Annotated in this window: 24 protein-coding genes; 13 read left to right on the top strand and 11 right to left on the bottom strand. The window is 71.2% G+C overall.

The features are described from left to right. Positions 1-29 precede the first annotated feature (29 nt). The 5 genes from O9280_RS00345 to O9280_RS00325 all read right to left on the bottom strand — a co-directional run bounded on the left by O9280_RS00345 (position 30) and on the right by O9280_RS00325 (position 4,831). Positions 30-848, bottom strand: a complete 819-nt coding sequence (locus tag O9280_RS00345; RefSeq protein WP_298337352.1) for a DUF4239 domain-containing protein — start codon at positions 846-848, stop codon at positions 30-32. Positions 849-914: 66 nt separating this feature from the next. Further along, positions 915-1,403: an 8-oxo-dGTP diphosphatase gene (locus O9280_RS00340; protein WP_298337349.1), complete on the bottom strand. Its 489-nt coding sequence runs from the start codon at positions 1,401-1,403 to the stop codon at positions 915-917. Between the two features lie 466 nt (positions 1,404-1,869). Beyond that, complete coding sequence (locus O9280_RS00335) at positions 1,870-3,210, bottom strand: FAD-binding oxidoreductase (protein ID WP_298337347.1); 1,341 nt, start codon at positions 3,208-3,210, stop codon at positions 1,870-1,872. Further along, positions 3,207-4,292: a 3-dehydroquinate synthase gene (aroB, locus tag O9280_RS00330; protein ID WP_298337344.1), complete on the bottom strand. Its 1,086-nt coding sequence runs from the start codon at positions 4,290-4,292 to the stop codon at positions 3,207-3,209. Before aroB ends, O9280_RS00335 begins: the two co-directional genes overlap by 4 nt. Then, positions 4,292-4,831: a shikimate kinase gene (locus O9280_RS00325; RefSeq protein ID WP_298337341.1), complete on the bottom strand. Its 540-nt coding sequence runs from the start codon at positions 4,829-4,831 to the stop codon at positions 4,292-4,294. The genes aroB and O9280_RS00325 overlap by 1 nt, the downstream gene beginning before the upstream one ends. Positions 4,832-4,886: 55 nt before the next feature. Between O9280_RS00325 and O9280_RS00320 the strand changes: the two genes are divergently transcribed. Together O9280_RS00320 and O9280_RS00315 are read left to right on the top strand one after the other, a co-directional pair. Further along, positions 4,887-5,702, top strand: coding sequence for an NAD-dependent epimerase/dehydratase family protein (locus O9280_RS00320; protein ID WP_298337338.1), 816 nt, complete (start codon positions 4,887-4,889; stop codon positions 5,700-5,702). Between the two features lie 80 nt (positions 5,703-5,782). Beyond that, the gene (locus tag O9280_RS00315) at positions 5,783-7,558 is read left to right on the top strand and encodes an acyl-CoA dehydrogenase (protein ID WP_298337335.1); all 1,776 of its coding nucleotides are present in this window, start codon (positions 5,783-5,785) and stop codon (positions 7,556-7,558) included. Between the two features lie 3 nt (positions 7,559-7,561). On the opposite strand, the gene O9280_RS00310 is transcribed toward O9280_RS00315, so the two are convergent. Both O9280_RS00310 and pdxH read right to left on the bottom strand, forming a co-directional pair. Further along, positions 7,562-8,497 carry a neutral zinc metallopeptidase gene (locus tag O9280_RS00310; RefSeq protein ID WP_298337332.1) on the bottom strand — a complete coding sequence of 312 codons (936 nt, stop codon included), beginning with the start codon at positions 8,495-8,497 and terminating at the stop codon, positions 7,562-7,564. 10 nt (positions 8,498-8,507) lie between these two features. Further along, positions 8,508-9,104, bottom strand: a complete 597-nt coding sequence (gene pdxH, locus O9280_RS00305; RefSeq protein WP_298337328.1) for a pyridoxamine 5'-phosphate oxidase — start codon at positions 9,102-9,104, stop codon at positions 8,508-8,510. Between the two features lie 83 nt (positions 9,105-9,187). Here pdxH and O9280_RS00300 point away from each other — a divergent pair, with 83 nt between their 5' ends. Beyond that, a complete protein-coding gene (locus tag O9280_RS00300) occupies positions 9,188-10,018 on the top strand; it encodes a kinase (protein WP_298337325.1) in 831 nt (276 codons plus the stop codon). Positions 10,019-10,083: 65 nt separating this feature from the next. Here the strand turns inward: O9280_RS00300 and O9280_RS00295 are convergent, their stop codons facing one another. Continuing rightward, on the bottom strand, positions 10,084-10,293 hold the full coding sequence (locus tag O9280_RS00295; RefSeq protein WP_298337322.1) for a hypothetical protein: 210 nt from the start codon (positions 10,291-10,293) through the stop codon (positions 10,084-10,086). A gap of 65 nt (positions 10,294-10,358) precedes the next feature. Continuing rightward, positions 10,359-11,018 (bottom strand): transcriptional repressor LexA, encoded by a 660-nt coding sequence (gene lexA / locus O9280_RS00290; RefSeq protein ID WP_298337319.1) that lies wholly within the window; start codon positions 11,016-11,018, stop codon positions 10,359-10,361. Between the two features lie 215 nt (positions 11,019-11,233). On the opposite strand from lexA, the gene O9280_RS00285 reads away from it, so the two are divergent. Continuing rightward, a complete protein-coding gene (locus O9280_RS00285) occupies positions 11,234-12,040 on the top strand; it encodes a DUF3313 family protein (RefSeq protein WP_298337316.1) in 807 nt (268 codons plus the stop codon). On the opposite strand, the gene O9280_RS00280 is transcribed toward O9280_RS00285, so the two are convergent. Continuing rightward, positions 12,027-12,692, bottom strand: a complete 666-nt coding sequence (locus O9280_RS00280; protein WP_298337313.1) for an energy transducer TonB — start codon at positions 12,690-12,692, stop codon at positions 12,027-12,029. The two genes, O9280_RS00285 and O9280_RS00280, sit on opposite strands and share 14 nt — an antisense overlap. A 73-nt stretch (positions 12,693-12,765) precedes the next feature. Between O9280_RS00280 and O9280_RS00275 the strand changes: the two genes are divergently transcribed. The 4 genes from O9280_RS00275 to O9280_RS00260 all read left to right on the top strand — a co-directional run bounded on the left by O9280_RS00275 (position 12,766) and on the right by O9280_RS00260 (position 16,002). Next, on the top strand, positions 12,766-13,233 hold the full coding sequence (locus O9280_RS00275) for a copper resistance protein NlpE N-terminal domain-containing protein (protein ID WP_298337310.1): 468 nt from the start codon (positions 12,766-12,768) through the stop codon (positions 13,231-13,233). Next, complete coding sequence (locus O9280_RS00270; RefSeq protein ID WP_298337307.1) at positions 13,230-13,622, top strand: GFA family protein; 393 nt, start codon at positions 13,230-13,232, stop codon at positions 13,620-13,622. The genes O9280_RS00275 and O9280_RS00270 overlap by 4 nt, the downstream gene beginning before the upstream one ends. 84 nt (positions 13,623-13,706) lie before the next feature. Beyond that, complete coding sequence (locus tag O9280_RS00265) at positions 13,707-15,191, top strand: MFS transporter (RefSeq protein WP_298337305.1); 1,485 nt, start codon at positions 13,707-13,709, stop codon at positions 15,189-15,191. Between the two features lie 13 nt (positions 15,192-15,204). After that, entirely contained in the window at positions 15,205-16,002 is a 798-nt protein-coding gene (locus O9280_RS00260) for an ABC transporter substrate-binding protein (RefSeq protein ID WP_298337302.1), read from the top strand. Here O9280_RS00260 and O9280_RS00255 read toward each other — a convergent pair. Next, the gene (locus O9280_RS00255; RefSeq protein ID WP_298337299.1) at positions 15,999-19,088 is read right to left on the bottom strand and encodes a diguanylate cyclase; all 3,090 of its coding nucleotides are present in this window, start codon (positions 19,086-19,088) and stop codon (positions 15,999-16,001) included. The two genes, O9280_RS00260 and O9280_RS00255, sit on opposite strands and share 4 nt — an antisense overlap. A gap of 152 nt (positions 19,089-19,240) precedes the next feature. Between O9280_RS00255 and dusA the strand changes: the two genes are divergently transcribed. The 5 genes from dusA to O9280_RS00230 all read left to right on the top strand — a co-directional run bounded on the left by dusA (position 19,241) and on the right by O9280_RS00230 (position 23,898). Further along, complete coding sequence (gene dusA, locus O9280_RS00250) at positions 19,241-20,242, top strand: tRNA dihydrouridine(20/20a) synthase DusA (protein WP_298337296.1); 1,002 nt, start codon at positions 19,241-19,243, stop codon at positions 20,240-20,242. Further along, the gene (locus O9280_RS00245; RefSeq protein WP_298337294.1) at positions 20,239-21,150 is read left to right on the top strand and encodes an arginine deiminase-related protein; all 912 of its coding nucleotides are present in this window, start codon (positions 20,239-20,241) and stop codon (positions 21,148-21,150) included. Before dusA ends, O9280_RS00245 begins: the two co-directional genes overlap by 4 nt. Positions 21,151-21,256: 106 nt before the next feature. Then, positions 21,257-21,778: a hypothetical protein gene (locus O9280_RS00240; RefSeq protein WP_298337291.1), complete on the top strand. Its 522-nt coding sequence runs from the start codon at positions 21,257-21,259 to the stop codon at positions 21,776-21,778. A 38-nt stretch (positions 21,779-21,816) separates the two neighbouring features. Next, complete coding sequence (locus O9280_RS00235; protein WP_298337289.1) at positions 21,817-22,497, top strand: response regulator transcription factor; 681 nt, start codon at positions 21,817-21,819, stop codon at positions 22,495-22,497. A 15-nt stretch (positions 22,498-22,512) separates the two neighbouring features. After that, positions 22,513-23,898, top strand: coding sequence for an ATP-binding protein (locus O9280_RS00230; protein ID WP_298337286.1), 1,386 nt, complete (start codon positions 22,513-22,515; stop codon positions 23,896-23,898). Positions 23,899-23,908: the final 10 nt, after the last annotated feature.

Raw genomic sequence — 23,908 nt, 5'->3', positions numbered from 1 at the left:
GCGCTCAACCGCCGCTGCGGCAGCGCGCCTCAGGGCGCGCGGGCGTCGAAGTCGTTTTCCAGCAGGCGCTCGAAGGCGCCGGGCGGATCGTGGAGCGGGTAGGTGAAGGGGCTGGAGAACGCCTGCACGAAGAACAGCACGAGGCCGGCGTAGGCGCCAAGGCTCGCCAACAGCAGGCGGGTTTGCCGCGTCGGCGGAAACACGCAGAGCGGCAGGGTCACCAGCACCAGCCCCGCCAGCGCCGGCAGCCAGAACACCACGCTGAAGCCCTGCTCGGCCCACTCCTCGCGCAGGTGGCGATGCTCGGCGATCACGCCGAGGCGGGCCAGCATGCGCTCGCGCAGCGCCACTTCGCGCGGCGTCGCGGGCAGGGCGTCGAGCACTGCCGCATACGCCCGTTCGCGGGCGTCCCAAGCGCGGCGGGAGAGGCGCCTTTCCGTGCCGAGCAGCCGCCACTCGCGGTCGACGACGAAGCGCACGTAGTCGCGCATGGCGGACTGCACCGGCTCGGCGAGGTCCCCGCCGTAGCGTCCGGCGTCATGGAAGACATCGGCGATGGCCACCGCCTCGCGGGAGAGGCCCTCGCGCACCTGCTGGTACTGGCCCAGTTCCTGCGCGTAGACCATCGCGAGGATGACGCCGAAAAGCGCGGCGGTGCGCAACCCGATCACCTGCGCCGCGTCGCGCACCACCGGCGGGTGGTCATGGCCGTCGGCCGCGGGCGGCGTGCCTTCCGGCGCGGGCGGTGGCGCCATCCAGCGCCGACCGGCCGCATGCACGGCGAGCACGAGGCCGATGCTGCCGCCGATCCACAGCAGCGCGAGCAAGAGATCGATCAACCACGCCATGGGCCGGCGTCCGCAAGGGAGTCGGCGCCACGCTAGGCCGTCGCGCGGCGGCCGGCAAGCCTCGCCTCAGAACCTCGAGTAGGCCCAGCGCACCATCCGGCCGTCGCGGTAGGGCATCACGCCGTGGAAGGGCCGGCGGTCGCCGTCGAACACCAGGGGCAGGAAGTGGCGATCGCCTTCCCACATCGGCAGGTCCATCAGGCGGTCGAGCGGCACCCATTCGAGGTCGCCCTCGACATTGCGCGTCGGTGCCTCGCCCTCGAAGGCGGTGATCAGGAAGACGAAGCCGAGCCAGTCCTCGCCGTTCTTGCCGAAGCCCGGCCAGCTGATCGTGCCGCGCAGTTCCATCGCGGTGACGGTGAGGCCGGCTTCCTCGTGGATCTCGCGCGCCATGCCGGCGGCGACGTCCTCGTCCGCCTCGAGCTTGCCGCCGAGGCCGTTGTACTTGCCGAGGTGCTCGTCGCCGGGCCGCGCGTTGCGGTGGACCATCAGCACGTGCCTGCCGTCTGGCGAGAGCACGTAGCCGAGGGTGCCGGTGATCGGGGTGTAGGGCATGCGGGTCTCCGTGGTCGGCGCATTATCGCGCGGGGAGCGCGCCGTCGCGCCTGCCGCGCGTGGCGATGGGCCGCTCTCCGCGGACTCGGGTCTGTCCTGCCCCGAGCCGCGCGCTCGCCATCCATGGCTCGCTTGTCGCTGGCCCCTCACCCCGCGGGCGCGGCGCTCCACACCCTTCGCCGCTCATTCGAGCGCAGAGCGGCGGGTCAGCGAGGCGCAACGTTGCAGCGTGGCTTCGACGTGTGACGAACGCGCAGCGCCAGCACCCGGCCCGCAGCGAGGCGAATAAGGAGCCCCGGCGCGCTGTCGAGGCGAAAGCCCCGAAGGGGTCGCTCAGGATGAGCGATCGATCCGAGGGACATGGATGTCCCCTTCGGATCGACCGCCGGAAACGTCGAGAGAGAGGTGACGGGGCGGGCCAGCCTCGTTGCGGGCCGGGTGATGGACGCTTGCGCGTCCGGATGCCTCAGAAGACCTTCCCCGCGTTGAACACGCCTTTCGGGTCGAGTGCCTGCTTGATGCCGCGCAGGGCCGCGATGGCGAACGGATCGGTGTGCTTGAGGAAGGCCTCGCGCTTCGCGAGGCCGATGCCGTGTTCGCCGGAGAGCGTCCCGCCGAGTTCGATGCACAGCGCGAACAGCGGATCGAGCGCAGCGTCGAGGGCCGTGCCTTCCAGCTCGCCAGCATGCAGCAGATTGACGTGCAGGTTGCCGTCGCCGAGGTGGCCGTAACTCACCGTCTTCGCGTCCAACGCCGCGAGCCGCGCGAAGAACTCGGGCAGGCGGTCGCGCGGCACCACGACGTCCTCGCTCACCTTGCGCGGGAAGCGCTGCTTCAGGTGCACGCTGGTCATTCGCCGCACCGCCCACAGGGCTTCGCGCTGCGCGCCGGTGGTGGCCACCTGCGCGTCGGCAGCGAGCGGGCCGAGCGCGTCGAGCAGGGGCTCGAGGAAGCCGGTGTGCGAGCAACCGGGGTCGTCGAACTCCAGCAGCACCAGCGCCTCGCCAGGCAGGCGGCGAGCGTCGTCGGTGCCGTGCTGGCGTAGATCGGCGAGGACCGCCGAGTCCCAGAATTCGAGCGCCGACGGCAGGAAGCCGGCCGCGAACAACTGCGCCGGAAGCGCGGGCAGCAGCGCCATGTCCGGCAACGGCAGCAGCAGTGTGAGGTGCTCGCGGGGCCGGGGGATCAGCGCGACGGTGGCGCCAAGGATCATCCCGAACACGCCTTCGCTGCCGACCATCAGCTGCGCGAGGTTCGGGCCGGTGTTCTGCTTCACCGAGTCGATGCCGAAGCGATGCACTTCGCCGTCGGCCATCAGCGCCTCGACGCTCAGCACCCAGCGCCGCGTCATGCCGTATTTGCAGGCGTTCGGGCCGCCGGCATTCGTCGCGAGCGAGCCGCCGAAGCTGCACAGCGGCCAGGAGTTCGGGTCCGGCGGGTACCACAGCCCCTGCGCGTCGGCGTGTTCCTTCACCGCCGCCAGCCCGGCGCTGGCGGGCGCCGAGAGCGTGAGGTTCGCGGTGTTCACGGTGATGCTGCCCGGCCAATCGGAGAGATCGACGACGACACTGCGGGCATCGGGTACGCAACCACCGGCCTTGCCGCTGCCGGCCCCGCGTGGCACCAGGGTGAAGCCCTCGCTGCTGGCGCGACGCACCAGCTCGCGCAGCCCTTCGCGGCAGCGCGGCTTGATCACAGCGAGCGGTTCGGGCCCGCGCACATGCGATTCGTCGTGGCGGAAGCCGGCGGTCTGCGCGGGGTCGCGCAGCACGCGGGTGTCGGGCAGGGCGTCGAGCCAGTGCGTCACGCCGGGACCGGGGGTGCCGCCAGCGCGGCATGCACGGCGTGCTCCTCGACGCCGGTGGCGACGAAGGCTTGGCCGATGCCACGCCAGAGGATCAGCCGCAGCGTGCCGCTGAGGTTCTTCTTGTCGAGCCGCATGCGCGCGAGCAACGCCTCGGGATCAAGGCCCTCAGGGACAGCGGCGGGGAGGCCGAGCGCGTCGAGTGCGGCGACCAGTCGCTCCGTGTCCTGTGCGGGAGCGAGACCAAGCCCAGCGCTCAGTCGTGCGGCCAACACCATGCCCACGGCAACGGCTTCGCCGTGCACGAGGCCGCCGAAACCCTGCTCGGCCTCGATGGCGTGGCCGAAGGTGTGTCCGAGGTTCAACAGCATGCGTTCGCCGGTTTCGGTCTCGTCACGGGCGACGATGCCGGCCTTGTGCGCGCAGCTGGTGGCGATGGCGTGGGCCAGCGCGTCGGCGTCGCGCGACAGCAGGGCGGTCGCGTTGGCCGCCACCCAGTCGAAGAATGCCGCGTCGCCGAGCGCGCCGTACTTGATCACTTCGGCGAGGCCCGCGCGCAGCTCGCGATCCGGCAGCGTCGTCAGCGTGGCGGTGTCGGCGATCACGGCCGAAGGCTGGTGGAAGGCGCCGACGAGGTTCTTGCCCTCGGGCAGATCGACGGCGGTCTTGCCGCCGACGGACGAGTCAACCATCGCGAGCAGGGTGGTCGGCAGCTGTACGAAGCGCACGCCGCGCATCCAGCAGGCCGCGGCGAAACCGGTCATGTCGCCGATCACGCCGCCGCCGAGGGCGATGAGGGTTGCATCGCGGCTGGCGCCGAGGGCGGCCAGCGCCGACATCAGTTCGCCAAAGCGCGCGAGCGTCTTCTCCTGCTCGCCCGGCGGAAGGATGTGGCTGGCGACGCGCTTTCCGGCGAAGGCAGCCTCGACCCGCGCCAGGTAATGCGGCGCGACGTTGGCGTCGCTGACGATGAGCACATGGCGGCCGGGCGCCAGCGCCGCGAGGCGCGGTGCGTCATCGAGCAGTCCGGGGCCGATGTGGATCGGGTAGCGGCGCGTGCCGAGTTCGACGTCGACCGTGCGCATCACGCGGCCCTCGCCCGCAACCAGCGGTCGCGGAGCTGCGGGATGAGTTTTTCGCAGGCCTGCGCGGGCGTGAGGCCGCTCGAGTCGAAGCGCAGGTCGGCCACTTCGTCGTACAGCGGCGCACGCGTGGCGGCCATCGTGCGCAGCACCGCCTCGCGGTCGGGGCGCTGCAGCAGCGGGCGAACGCGGTCGTTGGCGAGGCGCCGGAGCTGCTCCTCGACCGACACCGCGAGGTGCAGCACGTAGCCGCGTTCGCGCATCAGGCGGCGGCTTTCCTCGCGCAATACGGCGCCGCCGCCGGTGGCGACCAGCTTGTCTTCGCCGTCGAGTTCGATCGCCAGCTGGCGCGCCTCGCGATCGCGGAAGCCCGCCTCGCCTTCGCGCTCGAAGATGTCGGCCACGCGCACGCCGGTGGCGGCTTCGATGGCGTGGTCGAGGTCGACAAAGGCCAAGCCGAAGCGCTCGGCGAGGCGCTTGCCGATGGAGGTCTTGCCAGCGCCCATGGGGCCGACGAGCACGAGGTTCACCGCGGGATTCATTAGCGAACGGTAGCATCGGCCTCCCGCCAATTCATCGCCGAGCGATCACGCCCGCATGCCCGCCCTGCACGACACCCGCCGCAGCCTGCTGATCGCCGGCGCCGGCGACACCGGCTCGCGCCTCGCCGCCCTGGCGGCCGCGAACGGGTTCGACGCGCTCGCGCTGCGCCGCCGGGACGTGGCGATGGGGCCCGGCATCCGCGCCCTGCGCGCCGACCTGCGCAGCGGCGAGGGCTTCGCGGCGATCCCCAAGCGGCTCGACGCCCTGGTGTTCTGCGCCGCGCCAGACGAGCGCACCGAGGCCGCCTATCGCGCGCTGTACCGCGACGGCCTGCGGCGCCTGCTCGACCGCAGCGAGATCGGCCGTGTGCTGTTCGTCTCCAGCACGGCCGTCTACGCCGAAGACGCTGGTGCCACCGTGGACGAAGACACGCCCGCCGACGCCACCGCCTTCAACGGCCGCGTGCTTCTCGAGGCCGAGCGTGAACTCGATGCCCATCCCGACGCCGCGGCCTTCCGCGCTTCGGGCATCTATGGCCCGGGCCGCGAGCGGATGTGGAACCGCGCGCGCCGGGACGAACCCGGCGAGCCACGCTGGACCAACCGCATCCATGTCGAGGACGTCGCCGGCGCGCTGTTGCACCTGCTTCAACCGCCGCGCATCGCCCGTGTCTACTGCGGCAACGACGATGCGCCGACACTTGAGCACGAGGTGGTCGATGGCCTGCGCGCGCGCCTCGGCCTGCCAGCGCTGGGTGCCGCTGACGGCCCCACGACCGGCAAGCGGGTGTCGAATGCGCGCTTGCGCGGCAGCGGCTGGCAGCCGCGCTACCCGACGTGGCGCGAGGGCTACGCCACGCCCCCCGCCTGATCGGCGATGCTCGCGGCGCCTTCTCGCCGCGCTCCCCAGACTTCGCGGTGCCCTTGGCCCGCCTTTCCCGGAACCTCCCCATGCTCCCACCCCGCGACGATCTGCACTTCTGGCTCTACGACTGGCTGCAGGCCGACACCTTGGCCGCGATGCCGGCCTTCGCCCATGTCGACCGTGAGACCGGCGTCGCGATGATCGATGCCGCGCTCGACCTCGCCGCATCGCACTTCCTGCCGCATGCGGCGGCGTCCGACCAGAACCCACCGAAGCTGGTGGACGGCAAGGTCGAACTGATGCCCGCCATCCGCGAGGCGCTCGCCGCCTATCGCGAGGCCGGCTTCTTCGGCATGGAGGCCCCGGCCGAGGAAGGTGGGCTCGGCCTGCCGTACACCTTCGTCGCCGCGTTGGGTGGGCTCTTCAGTTGCGCGAACGTCGCGACCAACGGCTATGCCTTCCTGACCCAGGCCGCGGCCAACCTGATCCGCGAAGTGGGCAGCGACGAGCAGAAGCGCCGCTTCCTGCCGGCCATGAACGAGGGCCGCTGGTTCGGCACGATGTGTTTGTCGGAACCGCAGGCCGGTTCCTCGCTGGCCGATTTGCGCTGCGTCGCCGAGCCGCTGCCTGACGGCCGCTACGCGATCCGCGGCAACAAGATGTGGATCAGCAGCGGCGACCACGAGATCGCGGAGAACATCGTCCACCTCGTGCTGGCCAAGATCCCGGGCGGCCCGGCCGGCACCAAGGGCATCTCGCTGTTCATCGTGCCGCGTCGCCACGTCGATGCCGAGGGCAAGGCCGGTGCGCGCAACGGCGTGCGCCTGATCGGCCTGAACCACAAGCTCGGCACGCACGGGCAGGTGAACTGCCTGCTCGGCTTCGGCGAGGAGGAGCCTGCCATCGGCGAGCTCGTCGGTGCGCCGCACGACGGCCTGCGCGGCATGTTCGTGATGATGAACGAGGCGCGGATTGGTGTGGGCATCGGCGCGGCCATGACCGGCTACGGCGGCTACCGCGCGGCACTCACCTACGCGAAGGAGCGTCGCCAAGGCCGCAAGCCCGGCGAGCGCGACGCCACCACGCCGATGGTGCCGATCATCGAGCACGCCGACGTGCGCCGCATGCTGCTGAAGGCCAAGAGCTTCGCGGAGGGCGGCCTCGCGCTGTGCCTGTACGCCGGGCGCCTCGTCGACGAGGCCAAGCATGGCGGCGATGCGGAGGCGCAGGCGCTGGTCGATCTGCTCACGCCGATCGTCAAGGCCTGGCCCTCGGACTACGGGCAGGAGGCCAACTCGCTGGCCATCCAGGTGCATGGTGGCGCCGGTTACACCCGCGATTTCCCGGTCGAGCGTCTGTGGCGCGAGAACCGCATCAACGCCATCCACGAAGGCACCAACGGCATCCAGGCGATGGATCTGCTCGGCCGCAAGCTGCTCGGAGACGGCGGCAAGGCCTTCGGCCTGCTCTCGAAGCGCGTGGAGGCGACCCTCGCCGCCGCGCGTGCCGACGCCGCGCTCGCTCCCTTGGCCGAGGCGCTGGCGGCGCGCTGGGCGGCGCTCGGCCCGGCGGTGTTGAAGGCCGGCAAGGTCGCCGCGACCGACCTCGAACTCGCGCTCGCGAACGCCTACCTGCTGCTCGACGCGATGGGCCACGCGGTCGTGGCGTGGCTCTGGCTCGATCAGGCACTCGCTGCGAATCGCGCGCTCGCCGCCGGCGACGTGCGCCGCGCGATGCTGGAAGGCAAGGTCGCCGCCGCGCGCTACTTCATCGATTGGGAACTGCCGACCAAGGATGCGGTGTTGGCGCGCTTCGCCAGCGTCGACCCGCTGTGCCGTGACCTCGATCCGGCGGTGCTGTGAGCGCTAGAGCGACTGCGCCGCGAAGGTGTCGCAGTCGTTCGGCTGGCCGCCCTCGAAGCCACGGCTGAACCAGCGCACGCGCTGCTCGCTGGTGCCGTGCGAGAAGCTGTCCGGCACCACGACGCCGCGCGCCTGCCGCTGCAGCGCGTCGTCGCCGATGGCGGTCGCGGTGCTGAGGGCCTCCTCGATATCGCCGGGCTCCAGCCACTGGTGGCGCGCCTGCGCGTGGTGCGCCCAGACACCGGCGTAGCAGTCGGCCTGCAGCTCCTGCCGCACCAGCAGGCCGCCATCGCCCTCGACGTTCTCGCCGCGGCGCCGCGCGGCGTTCACCCGTGCCGACACGCCGGTGATCGTCTGGATGTGGTGCCCGACCTCGTGTGCGATCACGTAGGCCTCGGCGAAATCCCCACCACCGCCGAGCCGGGCCTGCATCTCCTCGAAGAAATCCCGGTCGATGTACACCTGCCGATCGCCGGGGCAGTAGAACGGCCCCACGGCCGACGTCGCCTGCCCGCAGGCGCTTTGCACCGCACCGCTGAACAGCACGAGCCTCGGCGCGGGATAGGACTGGCCGTTCTGCTGGAACACCGCGCCCCACACATCCTCGGTGTCGCCGAGGATGCTGGCGACGAAATCGCGCTGGGGGTCGGCCGGAAGGGCCGCGGGGTCGTTCGCCGCGCCGCGCTCTGACGGCCGTTCCGGCGCGGATTGGGCGGGGACGTCGCCTTGCTGCTGGTTGAGGAGCCCGAGCATCTCCATCGGGCTGATGCCCATCACCCAGCCGATGAGCACGATCGCGATGAGCCCGCCCAGCCCCAAGCCGCCGCCACGCACGGGAAGCCGGCCACCACCGCGCCACCCGCCGGTGCCGTCGCCGCGCCAGCCGCTGCCGCGGCGATCCTCGACGTTCTGGCTCTGCCGCGCGCGCTGCCACTTCATGGGGGGCTCCTCAGGGGTAGAGCATCCGCTTCGTCCAGCGGCCGTCCACCCGAGCATAGCGCTGGCGCTCATGCAGCCGGTACTTTGCGCCGTACCAGAGCTCGATCATCTCCGGCACCACGCGGAAGCCCGACCAGTGCGACGGGCGCGGCACCGGGCCGCCGTCGAACTTCGCGGTGAATTCGGCGATGCGCGCTTCGAAGGTCTCGCGTGAATCCAGCGTCTGCGACTGCAGCGACGCCCACGCGCCGATCTGGCTCTCGCGCGGGCGGCTGGCGAAGTAGGCGTCGGCCTCGGCGGCGGTGACCGGTTCCACCGTGCCTTCGATCTTGGCCTGCACCTGTTCGCGCAGGGTCTTCCACAGGAACAGCAGCGCGGCCTGCGGGTTCGCCGCGAGCTGCCGCCCTTTGCGGGAATCGAAGTTGGTGTAGAAGACGAAGCCCTGTTCGTCGACGTGCTTCAGCAGCACGGTCCGCGCCGAGGGCCGGCCCTTCGCATCGGCGGTGGCCAGCGTCATCGCCGTCGGGTCGGGGTCTCCGGCCGCGCCGGCTTCGGCCAGCAGCGCCTTGAAGGTGTCGATGGCTTCGGCGAGCAGGGGATCGGTCACGGGGTTTCCTCGGGGGCGATGGTCGTCCGCGCTATTCTCGCCGGCCCCGCGCGATGCGCGCATGACCTCGCTCAATCCCCCGCATGGCCGTGCTGAAACCCGTCGGAACCGGCTACCCCGACGCCTTCGTGGCGAGCGTCCTCGAGCGCGCATTGGCCTTGCCGGGCCCGTGCCGCGTGTTCGGCATCACCGGCCTGCAGGGCACGGGGAAATCGACGCTGTCGGCACAGGTGGCGGCCTTAGCCGAGGCTCGCGGCTTGCGCGCGGTGGTGCTGTCGATCGACGACCTCTACCTCGACCAGCCGGAGCGCCAGCGTCTCGGCCGCGAGGTGCATCCGCTGCTGGCGACCCGCGGCGCGCCGGGTTCGCACGACCTCGCCCTCGGACGCGCCACGTTCGATGCGCTGCGTGCCGGCCGCGCGCGCCTGCCGGCCTTCGACAAGATCGGCGACCGGCGCTTGCCCGAATCCGATTGGGCGCGGATCGACGGCGTGCCAGACCTCGTGCTGTTCGAGGGCTGGTTCCACAAGGTGCCGCCGCAGGCCGAGGCCGAGCTGGTGGCGCCCATCAATGCGTTGGAGCGCGACGACGACCCCGACGGCACCTGGCGCCGCTGTTGCAATGCCGCGCTCGCCGGCTATGCGCCGCTGTGGGCGGAACTGGGGACGCTGTTGTTCCTGCAGGGGCCGGGCTTCGAACAGGTGCCGGAATGGCGCGGCCAGCAGGAGCGGACCTTGGCGGCCGCGAACCCGGGCCGGCGCACCATGACGCAGGCCGAGGTCGAGCGCTTCGTGCTGTTCTTCGAGCGGGTGTCACGCCAGGTCTTGGCGACCCTGCCCGGCATCGCCGACTGGACGGTGCCCGTGGATGCCCAGCGCCGCGTGATCGAGGGCTTGCCGGGCGCGGAATCCTGATCCGCAGGGCCCCCGCCGGGGACGAGGCCGACGGGAGGCCGCTGCGGGCCAAGACGTTCCGAAATTCAATGTGATGCGCGCGCCTGCCAGCGCCGGCGCGGCGCGGGCCGATCGTCATGGCGCTGCAGGCCGAAGGCGAACAGCCCCGCACCCACCATGGCGAAGCCGAGCCAGAAGGGCACGCTGAGCACCCAGGCGAACAGACCGCCGAAAACCGCGCAGAGCGAGAGCGCGAACAGCAGGGTGGCGAGGTCGGGCGTGCGGACGAGGTGCATGGGGTACTCCGGTGGCGTGCAACGCGGTAGCGGATGGAAGGACGACGAAGCGGGAGCCGGGCGATTCAACCGCGGCGCACGAGGCCGCAGTACAGGCCCTCGATGGCGAAATCGGCCTGCTCGGGCACTTCGATCGGGGCGTAATTCGGGTTGCGTGGCATCAGCAGCACGCGGCCCTTGCCGCGCTTGAGGCGTTTCACCGTGACCTCGCCATCGATGCGCGCGACCACGATCTGGTTGTTGTCGGCGTCCGGCGTGCGGCGCACGGCGATCAGGTCGCCATCGAAGATGCCGTCATCGACCATCGAATCGCCCTTCACCCGCAGCAGGTAGTCGGGCTGCGGGAAGAACAGCGCGCGGTCGAGCAGCATCTGGCCTTCGTAATCGGCCTGCGGGTCGATCGGCCGGCCGGCGGCGACGCGACCGAGCAGGGGCAGGGTGAGCAGTTGCGGGGCGTTCGCCGCCGTTCCGCCGCCGAAGCCCGCGGGGCCCGCCGAGGCGGCGAGCGGCTCCCCGTCCTCGTCGAGCAGGCGGATGCCACGGGCGCCGGGCACCAGCTCGATCACGCCCTTGGCCGCCAGCGCCTGCAGGTGGTCCTGGGCGCTGCGGGCCTGGCGGAAGCCGAAGGCCTGGGCGATCTCGGCGAGCGTCGGGGGGCGGCCTTCCGCCGCGATGTGATCGCGGAGGAAGTCGAGGATGGCCTGCTGGCGGTCGGTGAGTGTCATGCCACAAATTTGTGTGGTTCTTTGTCGGAATGCAAGAGGCGCGATGTGAAGGCCGGAATCGGCGGGCAGCGCGGCCCCGGCGTGGACGGCATTCCCGCATGGGCCGTTCTCACAGGCTGCGACAGCCGCCCGTTCACGACGCCGGCACGCGATCCGCACGTGCCCTGCATCGATCGAGCGTCAGTCTTCGCGGGGTTTCCCGTAGGCTCCCTCTGATGTCGATTCGCACGCTTTTCCTATTGCTCGCCACGCTGTTGCTGGCGGCCTGCGCCTCCGCCCCGAAGCCGACCGGCACCGGCATCCGCACCGAACAGCCGATGGCTGTCACGAGGGACGAGAGTTACGCGAAAACCGAGAGTTTCGTCGATGCCGAGGCCGTGCTCGCCGCGCGCAGCGTGGGTCTGCCGCGCGTGCGCATCGCCGACGGCGCGGTGGGCGAGGGCATCACGCCCGAGCAAGCCGCGCTGGTGGCCAATCGCGCCGCCCGCGACACCTGCGTGCAGCTGGCGCGGCGCTATCGCATCGATCCCGAGTCGCCCGACCTCGACATCGAGATCGTCGTGACGGCCATCGCGCCCACCTCGTCGGGTGCGGCCGGGGCCTCCGCCCTGCTCGGCGTGTTCGTGCCGGGCCCGTTCCGCCTGCCCGCGGGCCTGGGGGGCTTCGCCGCCGACGGCGCTGTGCGTGCGGATCTCGCCGACGTCGCGGTGCTGCGTTGGGCCGAGGGCGCCGGCGCCATCACCGAGGACGCCAAGGTGTCGCGCATTGGTGACGCCTACCAACTCGCCGGGGATTTCGCCGACGACCTGGCCAAGGCCTTGAACGACCCGTCCGGCGCGCAGGGCGACACCCGCGTGCCGCTCGAGGCCAGTGAACGCGAGGCCGGGCAAGCCCGCTGCTGGGCCCGGTTCGGCCGGGCCAGCGTGGCCGGGCGCGGCGCGTCGATCCTGCTGCCGCTGTCGCCCGAGTCGATCGACGCCGGCGCCCCGGCAGAGGGCGCCACTCCGCTCAAGGCAGGGTGAATCGCACCGGCACGCGGGCGTAGGCCGGAACGGCAATGCCGAAGCGCTGCGAGGGTTCGAACACCCAGCGGCGCAGCACGTGTTCGCGGGCGGCGCGGTCCAAGATCCCGTGGCCGCTGCTGCGCGTGATCGTCACCGATTCCGGGCGTCCGTCGACGCCGACGAGGATCAGCAGTTCCACTTCGCCTTCGAGACGGCGTGACAGGGCTGACGGCGGGTAACGCGGCGGCGCGCCGCTCCGCAGCTGCAGGCTTTCCTCCGCGGGACCGCTGTCGATGCCGGTCGTCTCTCCGCTTGGGTCCGGTGCGACCGTGTCCAGCAGCGACGGCGTGTCTGTAGTGGGCGCGATCACGGCCTCCGGCACCGGCAGGGGAACTACGGGCGTCGGCACGGAAACGGGGCGCGTCGGTGCCACGGTGCGGATCACGCGCACCGGTGGCGGTGGGGCGATCGGCGGGGGTGGCGGGGGCGGCAGGAAATCGGTCCGGACGACGGTCTGCTCGGGCATTTCGGCGTCGGGCGCGGCGATCGGCATGGCCAGCATCGCGGCGAGGCTCAGGTGCAGCGTCACGGCGGCGGCGATGGCGACGCTTCGCGGCAGGCTGAAGCCGCTGGGCAGGGCGGAAGACGTAACGGATGCTGCGGTTCGCATGGCGGGCTCCGGGGTGGGGCCACGCTTCCAACGCATGACGCCGCGCGACGGGGTTGGGGGCTACCATCCGGCCATGGTCTGGTCTGCCCGCCGCTCCCTGATGCTCCTTTCCGCCGCCTTGCTGGCCACGGTGTTGGCCGGCTGTGCGCGCGATGAGGGCGTGTCCGAGGCCCGCGGCGACGACCGGCCCGAAGGCGGGCTCGCGCCGCTGTCCGAGGCTTTCGAGGGCGTCTGGGCCGGGGTGCTCCCCTGCGCCGACTGCGAGGGCATCGATGTGGAGCTCGAGCTGCAGCGCGAAGGCGGTGCTGCCGGTCGCTATCGACTGGTTGAAACTTATCTCGGCGCGGCCGATGCGGTGGGCTTCGAGGTCGCGGGTGAATGGCGCGAAGACGCTTGCCGCGTCGGCGAGATCGCCGGCAGCTGCCTCGTACTGCTCGAATCCGGCCAGCGCTGGTTCCGCCACGCCGACGGTTCCCTGCAGGCCGTGGACGCCGAGGGCCGTGCCCTCGACGTCGAAGGCGCCAGGCTGCAGCGGCGATGACAGTGCTCCGGACCCACCATGGCGGCTGCCACTGCGGCGCCGTGCGCTTCGAGGTGGAGGCCCCGGCTGACCTCATCGTGCAGGATTGCAACTGCTCGATCTGCAGCAAGGCCGGTTTCCTGCACCTGATCGTCCCGGCGGCGCGTTTCCGCCTGCTGTCGGGCGAGTCGCAGCTCGTCGACTACCTGTGGAACAGCGGTGTCGCCCGCCACCGCTTCTGCGGCGTGTGCGGCATCAAGAGCTTCTATGTGCCGCGCAGCAACCCGGACGGCATCGACGTCAACGTGCGCTGCCTCGACGAGGGCACGATCGCCTCGATCACGGTGGAGCCCTTCGACGGCCGCAACTGGGAAGCCAACGCCGACGCGCTGGCCCACCTTTCGCGCTGACGCCCGGCCCATCCGGTCGGAGCCCCTGTCGCCGCGCGCCCCCGACCGGTAGTCTCCGCCGACGTCCTGGGAGGGAACGATTCCATGCTGCAAATGCAACAACGGCTGTCGCTGCCGTTCCTCGTGCTGCTCGGCCTGCCGTCGACGGCGATGGGCTTTGCGCTCGCCGTGCAGATTTCCGCGCTGAGCTGGCTGCTGCGCACCAGGTACCAGCTCGACATCCACGAGATCGGCATCGTCTGGGCCGCGGGTCCGCTGGCGGGCATCCTCGGCCAGGTGCTGATCGGCATCATCAGCGACAAGGTGTGGTTCTGGGGCGGACGCCGCCGGCCCTTCATCCTCGTCGGTGGCCTGCTCACCGCGCTGTCGCTGATGGCCCTGCCCTCCATCGGCCTGATCGACCAGGCGCTCGGCCTCGACGCCATCCTCGGCGTGGCGATTGCCGTGGCGCTCGCGCTCGACCTGTCGATCAACGTCAGCTTCAACCCGACACGCTCGCTGATCGCCGACGTCACGCCGGAAGGGCCGCAGCGCACCGCGGCCTACACCTGGATGCAGACGGTCTCCGGCACCTTCGGCGTGCTGGCCTATGCTGTCGGCGCGGTGTTCGGCAACGTCGCGCTGATCTACTTCGGCGTCGTCCTGGTGCTGCTGTTCTCCCTCGTGCCGCCGCTGCTGATCACCGAGCCCCGGGCGCTGGCCGGCGCCGAGGCGGAAGCCGCGGAGGCCCGCGCGCCGAAGCTCAGCCTGGGCACCGTCCTGCTGTTGATGCGCCCGCTGTGGCCGTTCGCCATCTACGCGGTCGTCGCGATGGGCCTGAAGCTCACCGGCCATGCCAGCCACTCGATGTGGATCGAAGTCGGATTCGCCGCGCTGGCCGTCGGCTTCCTCGTGCATGCCCTGATGGAGCCGCAGCCCGCTCCGAACACCGCGCGCGAGGACCTGCCGGCCTTCCGCAAGGTGCTGGCCGCACACTCCCTGAGCTGGATCGGCGTGCAGACGATGTTCGTCTACATGATCGCCTTCGTGCAGCAGCGCTTCCCCGGCCTCGACGATGACGGCACGGGCCGCCTGATGTCGACCTCCTTCCTCGTGCTCAATGCGGTCGGCGCGCTCGTGCCCGCCTTGCTGCTGAACCCGCTCGCGCGGCGTTTCGGCGAGGTGCACGTGCACGCCGCCAGCCTCGCCCTGATGGCGCTGGGTTTCGCCTTCGTCTACTTCGCGGGGCACAGCGCCACGGCCGTCTACGTGGGCATGGCGGTGATGGGCCTCGGTTGGGGCGCCATCGTCAGCCTGCCGTTCGCGATCTTCTCGCAGTGCGTGGCCCCGGCGCGCATCGGCCTGTACATGGGCGTGTTCAACCTCAGCGTGGTGCTGCCGCAGCTGGCGGTGAGCCTCGGCGTCGGCATGCTGATCGAGCACCTGCCCGACAAGGGCAGCGTGTTCCTGGTCGGCGCGGCCACCGCGGCCCTGTCGGCGATCGCGTGGATGGCGGTGAAGCGCGTGCCGCTGGCCGGTGCGCCGGCCGGCGCGGGCACGTCCGCGATGCCGTCCTCCGGCGGGCACTGAGGCGTCCGCCTTCGTGCGAGGCCCCCGCCGCATCGTCTGCCTGGTCGAAGAACCGACCGAGGTGCTCTACGCCCTCGGTGAGGACCACCGCATCGTCGGCATCAGCGGCTTCACCGTTCGCCCGCCGCGGGCGCGCAAGGAGAAGCCGAAGGTCAGCGCCTTCACCAGCGCGAAGGTCGACCAGATCCTCGCGCTGAAGCCCGATCTCGCCATCGGCTTCTCCGACATCCAGGCCGACATCGCCGCCGAACTCGTGCGCCGCGGCGTGGAGGTGTGGATCAGCAACCACCGTTCGGTGGCCGGCATCCTCGATTACGTGCGGCGCCTCGGCGCGATGGTCGGCGCGGCGGCCAAGGCCGAGGCCTACGCGGATTCGCTCGAACGCGGCGTCGACGCGGTGGCGGCGAAGGCGGCCCAGTTTCCGGTGCGCCCGCGCGTCTATTTCGAGGAATGGGACGAGCCGCGCATCAGCGGCATCCAGTGGGTGGCGGAGCTGGTGCGGATCGCCGGCGGCGACGACATCTTCCCGGAGCTCGCCGCGGAATCGCTGGCCAAGCACCGCATCCTCGCCAGTGACGACGCCATCCTCGCCCGCGATCCGCAGATCGTGTTCGGCTCTTGGTGCGGCAAGAAATTCCAGCCCGGCACCGTGGCCGCGCGGCCCGGATGGAACGGCGTTTCCGCTGTCCGCGACGGCCAGCTGTTCGAGATCAAGTCGCCGATCATCCTGCAGCCCGGGCCTGCGGCGCTGACGGATGGGCTGGCGGAAATGCACGCGCACATCTCCCGCTGGGTGGCGGCGCGCTCCTAGGGCTGGCGCAGAGGCGTTGAACGCAGGGCGCGAAGCACGTCCTCGGGCCAGCCGTCGATTTCGCCGGCAAGGATGCGTCCCACCGAGGCGCGGTCGGCCTCCGGGCCCGGCAACAGGCCCGCCCAGCCGTTCTTGCCGCTGCTCTTGATCCGGTAAAGCGCGCGGTCCGCGAGCCCGATGCTCTGCTCGCTGTCGCCGAGCATCGGCCAGGCCCGCGCCCAGGGCCACGGGGCGAAGCCGATCGAGCAGGTCACGCTCAAGGCGTGGCCGCTGGCCAGATCGAAGGGTCGATCGCGGGCGGCCGCGCACAACTGCTCGGCCTTCGCTGGGGCGTCGTCGACGTCCTCGAGGTGCAGGGCGTAGAGGAACTCCTCGCCGCCCCAGCGCACCAGAAGGTCCTCGGGGCCGCTCAGGGCCTCGAGCCGCGAAGCGAACTCGACGAGCACCGCGTCGCCCGCGTGGTGGCCGTTCTGGTCGTTGATGCGCTTGAAGTCGTCGATGTCGACCATGAAGAACACCAAGGCCCCCTTGGCGTCGCCAAGCGCGAGCCGGGCAAGCACCCGGCTGCCTTCGCGCTCCATCCAGTGCATGAATTCGCGGCGGTTCGCGACCCGGGTCAGCGGGTCGATTCGGTTGAGCTGCTGCAATTGCCCGTTCATCGCCTGCAGGCGCGCGTTGGCCCGTGCGATCTCCGCCGTGCGTTCCTCGACCAGCCGATTGAGCTCGGCGATCTGGGCGGCCTTGCGCCGTGACCTCGCCCGCAGCGCGAAGACGGTGCCGAATGCCGCCATCATCACCAGAACCGCGTACGCGGCCCGGGCCGTAGGGCTCAGCCACGGGGGCGGCGCCACCTCGATCGCCAGCGCGCGGGTCGGGCCGAACCGCCCGTCCCGTCCCGCCGCCTGGGCTTCGAGCACATGTGCCCCTGCCGGCACCTGCGTCAGCAGAACCTCGGCGGTCGCCCGCCCCGGCGTCACCCATTCCGGGAGCACGTCACCCATCCGGTAGCGCACTTGTGCGGCGCCTGGAGCATCGAAGTCGAGGGCCACGAGGTCGATCGCGACCACCCGGTCGCGATGGTCGAGCCGCACGGTGTCGCCGAGCAGCAGGTCGAACCCGGCCGGTCCGCGATCGCGGCCGCTCTGGCCCAGACGGCGGAAGCGGGCGAAGGCCGCCTCGACCGGGCGCGCCGAGGGGCGGAACGACCCGGGATCGACCACGTCCACGCCGTCGGTGCCGCCGAAGTACAGCCAGCCGCGCGCGTCCGCCATGCTGGCGCCGCTGTTGTACTCGCGGTTCGTCAGCCCATCCCCCCAGTCAATGCGCTGGGTGATGGCCGTCGACGGATCAAGCACGCTCAAGCCGGCATTCGTGCTCAGCCACAACCGTCCCGCGGCATCGGGTTCGATGCGGTAGATCACGTTGTTCGACAGGCCCTCGCGATCGGTGTAGCGACGCACCGAGCCGTCCTTTCGATCCACGCGGATCAGCCCGCCGGAAAACGTGCCGAACCACAGGGCCTCATCGTCGGCGTGCAGCGACCAGACCGAGTCGTGCGGCAGGCGGCCGTTGCCGGTATGCCATTGCTCCATGCGGCCATCGGGCCGCAGCAGGAACACGCCGCGCTCGTTGCTGCCGATCCAAAGCGTGCCGTCGGCGTCCCGTCGCAGGGCCGTCAGGACCAGGCCATCGAGGGCCTCGGGAACCGGCAGGGAGCGGAGGGTGTCGCTGGCGAGTCGCGCCAGTCCGCCGCGCGTCGCCACCAGCAGTTCGTTGCCCTCCACGAGGATATCGAGCACCCGCGGATCCGGCAGGGGCGCCAGGGTTTCGGTGGCCGTGCCATCGGCACCCAGCCGCCACAGCCCGTGTTGGGTGCCGATCCACCAGCCGCCAGCGGCCGCCGGGGTGATGCGGCGCACCTGCGTGCCGGAGAACGCCGTGATTTCCCGCCATGCCTCGTCGCCCTGACGTTGCCAGAGGCCGGCATCGGTGCCGAGCAGCAGCTGCGTCTCGTCGCGCCACAGCGAGCGGATGCTCCGGCTCGGCATCGACGGGGGCATGTCGAACGTGTCGTTGCGCACCACGTCCGACAGCCCCCGAACGCGGAAGGCCCCGTTGGTCATCGTGGCGATCCAGCGACCGCCCTCGCGATCCTCGAAGAAGCCGGAGACCTTGGAGCCGATCGGCGTCCGCAGCGTCACGGCGACGGGCAGGGCCCCGTCGCCGGCCGGGAGGGTGAAAACGCGGCCGATCGATGTGCCGATCCACGTCGAGCCGTCGCGCCAACGGTGCACGCTGGCGAGATCGTCGCGAGCACCATCGAAGCGCTCCTTGGGCCAGTGCGTCCGCGTCTGCCCGTTCCGATCGACGAGCAGCAGCCCATGGCGGCTGGTGGCGATCACGAGCCCATCGTCGTGGGCTGACACATCCACGCAGCGTGCGCGCTGCGGCGCGACGACGCTGACGGGTGCGGCGCCTCGGGCATCGAGCCGCCACAGCCGGCAATCCGCGGCCAGCGCAAAGGCGCCGTCGGCCCCGGAAGCGGCGAGCGCGATGATGCCGACCCCGGACAGCAGGGGCGTGCCCACGTCCGCGCCCTCCGCCAGATGCGCCAGGCCGCGTGGCGTGGCCAGCCAGGCGCCACCCTGACCGTCGAAGGCGATGGCCTGCACGGTGGGATGCCCTGCGGCGGCTTCGCCCAGGGCCTCGTGCCGTCCGCTGCGGAGGTCGAGCCGATCGAGGCCGCGATCGTTGGTGCCGATCCAAAGCCGCTGCCCGCCATCGATCGCCAGCGCGTCGACGCTGCTGCTCGACAGGCCGGCGCGCTCGTCGATGCTCTCGCGAAGCACCGTGAAGCCTTGCCCGTCGAAGCGGTTCAGGCCGTCCTGCGTGCCCCACCAGAGGAAGCCCCGGGCGTCCTGCGCCATCGCCGTGAGCGCGTTCTGCGAGAGGCCGTCATCGAGACCGTAGTGCTGCAGGTCGAGGGCGGGGGGCGGCGCGCGCTCCACGCCATGGGCCGGGGCCGACCACGTCGTGCCGGCCAGCCATAGGGCGAAAAGGACGACGCGGGCGTCGGGGCGATCCATCGGCGACGGGCGGGCACGCGAGAGTGATGTCCGGCGACGATAAGCGAACTCCGGATGAAGCCGCCGTCGCTGCGACGGCGCCGCGGCACGGGTTCGCCCCCGGCGATGGCGGGGGCTGAGGCATCATGTCGCTTTGCCGCCGATCGTCCCGCATGCCTTCGTTCGACGCCCATCCTCCGGTCACCGGCTCGCGCCTCTCGGTCGCGCCGATGATGGATTGGACCGACACCCACTGCCGCAGCTTCCATCGCGTGATGTCGCCGGGCGTGCTGCTCTACACCGAGATGGTCCACGCGCAGGCGGTGATCCACGGTGACCGCGCGCGCCTGCTCGGTTTCGACCCCAGCGAGCACCCGGTCGCGCTTCAACTCGGCGGCAGCGACCCGGCGGCCCTCGCCGAAGCCAGCCGCATCGGCGCCGACTGGGGCTACGACGAGATCAACCTCAATGTCGGCTGCCCTTCGGACCGCGTGCAGGCCGGTCGCTTCGGCGCCTGCCTGATGAAGGAGCCGCCGCTGGTCGCCGAGTGCATCGCCGCGATGCAGGCCGCGGTGCGCGTGCCGGTCACGGTGAAATGCCGGCTGGGTGTCGATGAAGTGGAGGACTACGCCGTCTTCCTCGCCTTCATCGATGCCGTGGCTGCCACCGGCTGCCGGCGCTTCGTGGTGCATGCCCGCAAGGCGTGGTTGCAGGGCCTGTCGCCGAAGGAGAACCGTGAGATCCCGCCACTGCGCCACGACTGGGTGCATCGCTTGAAGCGCGAGCGGCCCGAACTCGTCATCAGCATCAATGGCGGCCTGCGCGAGCTCGCGGAGGTTCGTGCTCAGTTCGCCCACGTCGACGGCGTGATGATCGGTCGCGCGGCCTACCACGAGCCCTACCGCCTGCACGAGTACGCCGTGGCGCTCGAAGGCGAGCCGCCGCGCACGCGCGAAGCCCTGCTGCGCGCCTGGTTCCCGTACGTCGAATCGCAGCTCGCTCGCGGCGTCGCGCTGAAACACCTCACGCGCCACATCCTCGGCCTGTTCCACGCCCAGCCCGGCGGTCGCGCCTTCCGGCAGGTGCTGAGCGAAGGCGCGCCCAAGGCCGGCGCCGGGCTCGAACTGCTCGAACGCGCGCTCGCCGCCACCCGCAGCCACGAGGCCGCCGCATGATCACCCGCGACCCGGAACGCTTCTTCGCCTTCGCGGCCCACGCCGCTCCCAACCCGGCACGGGCCACGCCGAAGGCGGTCTTCCTCGTCGCGCCGGAGGGCATGTCGCTGGCCGCCGAGTCGGCGCAGGACAACGCCTACATGGCGATGGCCGAGCGCATCGATCCGGACGGCGCGCTGGCCGAGCAACGGGCGCTGGCCAAGGCCTTGTCGCCCCACGTGCCCGTCGTCACCTTCCCCGGCGACCCCGCCACGCCGGACGCCGTCTTCCCGAACAACGTCTTCGCCAGCGCGCCCGGACGGTTGGTGATCGGCCACATGAAGCACGCCGTCCGCCAGCGCGAGGCCACGCGCGCCGACATCCGCGGCTTCTTCACCGAAGCCCTGGGCCGGCGCGAGATCGACCTGTCGCGCCAGCCGGGCATCGCGGAGCTCACCGGTTCGCTCGTGATCGACCGCGCCCGCAACATCGGCTACTGCGGACTCTCCGAGCGCTGCGACGAGACTGGCGCCGCCGCGATGCACGCCGCCTTCGGCCTCGACGCCATGCTGGTGTTCGACCTGGCGCCGGGCGAGTACCACACCAACGTGCTGCTGCAGATCTACGCCGGGCGTCTCGCCGTGGCCTGCCCGGACGGCTTCGCCGACCCGGGCGTGGCGCGCGCCATCCTCGAATTCCATGCGCCGCATGCGCTGGCGCTCGACGAGCGTGCGCGGCAGGCCTACGCCGGCAACGGCATCGCCGTCTCGGGTGACGCCGCCTTCCTCAGCGCCCGGGCCGTGGACGCGCTGTCGGCCGCTGAGCGCGCCGCCTTCGCTCGCGCCGGCTTCACCCTGCATGCCGTTCCCCTGCCGGAGATCGAGAAAGCCGGTGGTTCACTGCGCTGCTGCGTCGGCGAGATCTTCTGAACCGCCGTTGCGCGGCAATCCGGGGTTAAGAGGCAATTCACCCCCCCACGACCAGACTTCGCCGCATTGCTGGCCCCTGCCGCGCCCGCCCCGCTATCCTCCGCCCATGATCCTTCGCCGCCCGCTGTCGCTCGTCGTCGCCCTGGCCCTCGCGGCCGGTGCGGCGCATGCGCAGCAGGACGCGCCGCCGCCGCCGGCCTTCGATCCCCCGTCGTCGCCGCCCGCCGAGATGCGTCGGTCGGAGTTGCCGGAATCAGTGCTGCGCGCGGAGCGCCAGACCGGTGGCGAGGTGCTGCGCGCCGAATCGATGCAGCGCGATGGCCGCGAGGTCTACCGCCTCAAGGTGCTCACGCCCGACGGCCGCGTGCGGATCATGCGCGACGATCCGCACGAACGCCGGCGCGAGGCTTGGCGCGAGGCGCGGGCCGACGCCCTGCGCGACCCCTTCGCCGAACCGGACCTCGGTACGGGAAACCCGGTCATCGACGCCGATCGCGGCGCCCTGCCGCGCGAGGACCGCTTCCGCGATCGCCGCGAGGAACGCTTTGAACGCTTCGAGGCGCCGCCGCCGGCCGACCTCGACGTGCCTGAAACCCTGCCGCCTGTCGAACGCGGCGACCGTGACTGATCACCGGCCCTGAGCGCCGGCTTGCCCAAGGAGAGTCCATGCGCATCCTGCTGGTCGAAGACGAAGCCCCGCTGCGTGAAACCCTCGCGGCCCGACTGAAGCGCGAAGGCTTCGCGGTGGACGCCGCCGGCGATGGCGAGGAAGGCCTCTACAACGGCCGCGAAGTGCCGTTCGACATGGCGATCATCGACCTCGGCTTGCCGAAGATGTCGGGCATGGACCTCGTCCGCGCGCTGCGCTCGGAAGGCAAGAAGTTCCCGATCCTGATCCTCACCGCCCGCTCCTCGTGGCAGGACAAGGTGGAAGGCCTGAAGTCCGGCGCCGACGACTACCTCGTCAAGCCCTTCCACGTGGAGGAGCTGCTGGCGCGCATCAACGCGCTGCTGCGCCGCGCCGCCGGCTGGAGCAAGCCCTCGCTCGAGTGCGGCCCGGTCAAGCTCGACCTCTCGGCGCAGACGGTCACCGTCGGCGGCAGCGCGATCGACCTGACGAGTTACGAGTACAAGGTGCTCGAGTACCTGATGCTGCATGCGGGCGAGCTCGTCTCGAAGGCCGACCTCACCGAGCATATCTACCAGCAGGATTTCGACCGCGATTCGAACGTGCTCGAGGTCTTCATCGGTCGCCTGCGCAAGAAGCTCGATCCGGACGGCGAACTCAAGCCGATCGAGACCGTGCGCGGTCGCGGCTACCGTTTCGCGATCCCGCGCAACGAGTAAGCACGCTTGGGCGTGGTGCGCCGCCGCCTCTCGCTGCAGGCGCGCCAGCTGCTGGCCGCCGGCCTCGCGCTGGTGGCCTTCCTGGGTTTGACGGGTTACGCGCTCGACCGCGCGTTCACCGAGGCGGCGCTCAACAGCCAGCGTGAGCGTCTCGACAGTTTCGCGAAGGCCTACCTCGGCGGCGCTGAGACACTGCGCTCCGGCGCCATCGTGATGCCGCAGGTGCCGCCGGACCCACGTTTCGACCGGCCGGGCAGCGGCCTGTACGCCGTGGTGATCGGCGAGAACCTTCGCTGGGAATCGACCTCGACGCTCGGCCGTATCCTGCCGCCGCCTGAGCCCGGCCCGCCCGGCGACCAAGGCAGGTTGGTTGGCCCGCTGCCCGTCACCGACTCGAGCGGTCGCGAGCTTCAGGTGTACCTCTATTCGATGACCGCGATCATCGAGACGTCGCGCGACGAGATCGAACTGATCTTCGGCATCTACGAGGACGCCGCCTACGTGGCCGGGCAGGTGGGCGTATTCCGCCGCACGCTGTGGGCGTGGTTGGGCGCGGCCGCCATCGTGCTCGCGCTGGTGCAGGCGCTGGCCCTGCGCTGGAGCCTCAGGCCCGTCGCCGGCGTCGAGCGGGCGCTGGCCGACGTGCAGCAGGGCAGCGTTGCGCGCCTCGTCGACGAGCATCCGCGCGAGCTCCAGCCGCTGACCGAGAGCATCAACGCGCTGATCGATTCCGAACGCCGCAACCTCGAACAGGTGCGGCGGACGCTCGGCGACCTCGCGCATTCGCTGAAGACGCCCCTCGCGGTGCTGCAGAGCCGCCTCGAGGCGGGCGCCACCGGCGACGAGCTGCGCGAGGACGTGCGCACCCAGGTGCAACGCATGAACGACATCGTCGGCTACCAGCTGTCCCGCGCCGCGCGTTCGGGCCATGTGCTGTACGCCGCGCCGCTGAAGATCGAGGGGACCGCCGAGGAGATCGTGCTCGGCCTCGAGAAGATCTACGCGACGAAGGGCGTGCTGGCCGAATTCGACATCGATGCGGCGGCGCGCTTCCACGGCGAGCTCGGCGACCTGCAGGAGCTGCTCGGCAACCTGCTGGAGAACGCCTTCAAGTGGGCGAAGCGCCGCGTGGCGCTGCAGGTGACGACGCTGCCCGCCCCGACCGGCAAGCGCAGCGGCGTCGAGTTCGCGGTGGAGGACGACGGCCCCGGCATCGCCGAGGACCAGATCGACCGCGTGCTGCAGCGTGGCGTGCGCGGCGACGAGCGCGTGCAGGGCCACGGCATCGGCCTCTCGATCGTCCAGGACATCGTCGCGGCCTACCAGGGCGTGCTCACCGTCGAGCGCTCGGCCGAGCTCGGTGGCGCGCGCTTCGTGGCGAGGTTCCCGCCGCAGGGGTGAGCGGGTGTCC

The sequence above is a fragment of the Silanimonas sp. genome (assembly GCF_027531545.1).
In the GTDB taxonomy this organism is placed as follows: Bacteria; Pseudomonadota; Gammaproteobacteria; order Xanthomonadales; family Xanthomonadaceae; genus Silanimonas.
This window is presented reverse-complemented; position numbering and strand designations above follow the sequence as displayed.

Coding starts and splice junctions, on each gene's coding strand:
- O9280_RS00345 (WP_298337352.1), bottom strand. CDS start 848: ATGGCGTGGTTGATCGATCTCTTGCTCGCGCTGCTGTGGATCGGCGGC.
- O9280_RS00340 (WP_298337349.1), bottom strand. CDS start 1,403: ATGCCCTACACCCCGATCACCGGCACCCTCGGCTACGTGCTCTCGCCA.
- aroB (WP_298337344.1), bottom strand. CDS start 4,292: ATGCGCACGGTCGACGTCGAACTCGGCACGCGCCGCTACCCGATCCAC.
- O9280_RS00325 (WP_298337341.1), bottom strand. CDS start 4,831: ATGAATCCCGCGGTGAACCTCGTGCTCGTCGGCCCCATGGGCGCTGGC.
- O9280_RS00320 (WP_298337338.1), top strand. CDS start 4,887: ATGCCCGCCCTGCACGACACCCGCCGCAGCCTGCTGATCGCCGGCGCC.
- O9280_RS00315 (WP_298337335.1), top strand. CDS start 5,783: ATGCTCCCACCCCGCGACGATCTGCACTTCTGGCTCTACGACTGGCTG.
- O9280_RS00310 (WP_298337332.1), bottom strand. CDS start 8,497: ATGAAGTGGCAGCGCGCGCGGCAGAGCCAGAACGTCGAGGATCGCCGC.
- O9280_RS00300 (WP_298337325.1), top strand. CDS start 9,188: ATGGCCGTGCTGAAACCCGTCGGAACCGGCTACCCCGACGCCTTCGTG.
- O9280_RS00295 (WP_298337322.1), bottom strand. CDS start 10,293: ATGCACCTCGTCCGCACGCCCGACCTCGCCACCCTGCTGTTCGCGCTC.
- lexA (WP_298337319.1), bottom strand. CDS start 11,018: ATGACACTCACCGACCGCCAGCAGGCCATCCTCGACTTCCTCCGCGAT.
- O9280_RS00285 (WP_298337316.1), top strand. CDS start 11,234: ATGTCGATTCGCACGCTTTTCCTATTGCTCGCCACGCTGTTGCTGGCG.
- O9280_RS00280 (WP_298337313.1), bottom strand. CDS start 12,692: ATGCGAACCGCAGCATCCGTTACGTCTTCCGCCCTGCCCAGCGGCTTC.
- O9280_RS00275 (WP_298337310.1), top strand. CDS start 12,766: ATGGTCTGGTCTGCCCGCCGCTCCCTGATGCTCCTTTCCGCCGCCTTG.
- O9280_RS00270 (WP_298337307.1), top strand. CDS start 13,230: ATGACAGTGCTCCGGACCCACCATGGCGGCTGCCACTGCGGCGCCGTG.
- O9280_RS00265 (WP_298337305.1), top strand. CDS start 13,707: ATGCTGCAAATGCAACAACGGCTGTCGCTGCCGTTCCTCGTGCTGCTC.
- O9280_RS00255 (WP_298337299.1), bottom strand. CDS start 19,088: ATGGATCGCCCCGACGCCCGCGTCGTCCTTTTCGCCCTATGGCTGGCC.
- dusA (WP_298337296.1), top strand. CDS start 19,241: ATGCCTTCGTTCGACGCCCATCCTCCGGTCACCGGCTCGCGCCTCTCG.
- O9280_RS00245 (WP_298337294.1), top strand. CDS start 20,239: ATGATCACCCGCGACCCGGAACGCTTCTTCGCCTTCGCGGCCCACGCC.
- O9280_RS00240 (WP_298337291.1), top strand. CDS start 21,257: ATGATCCTTCGCCGCCCGCTGTCGCTCGTCGTCGCCCTGGCCCTCGCG.
- O9280_RS00235 (WP_298337289.1), top strand. CDS start 21,817: ATGCGCATCCTGCTGGTCGAAGACGAAGCCCCGCTGCGTGAAACCCTC.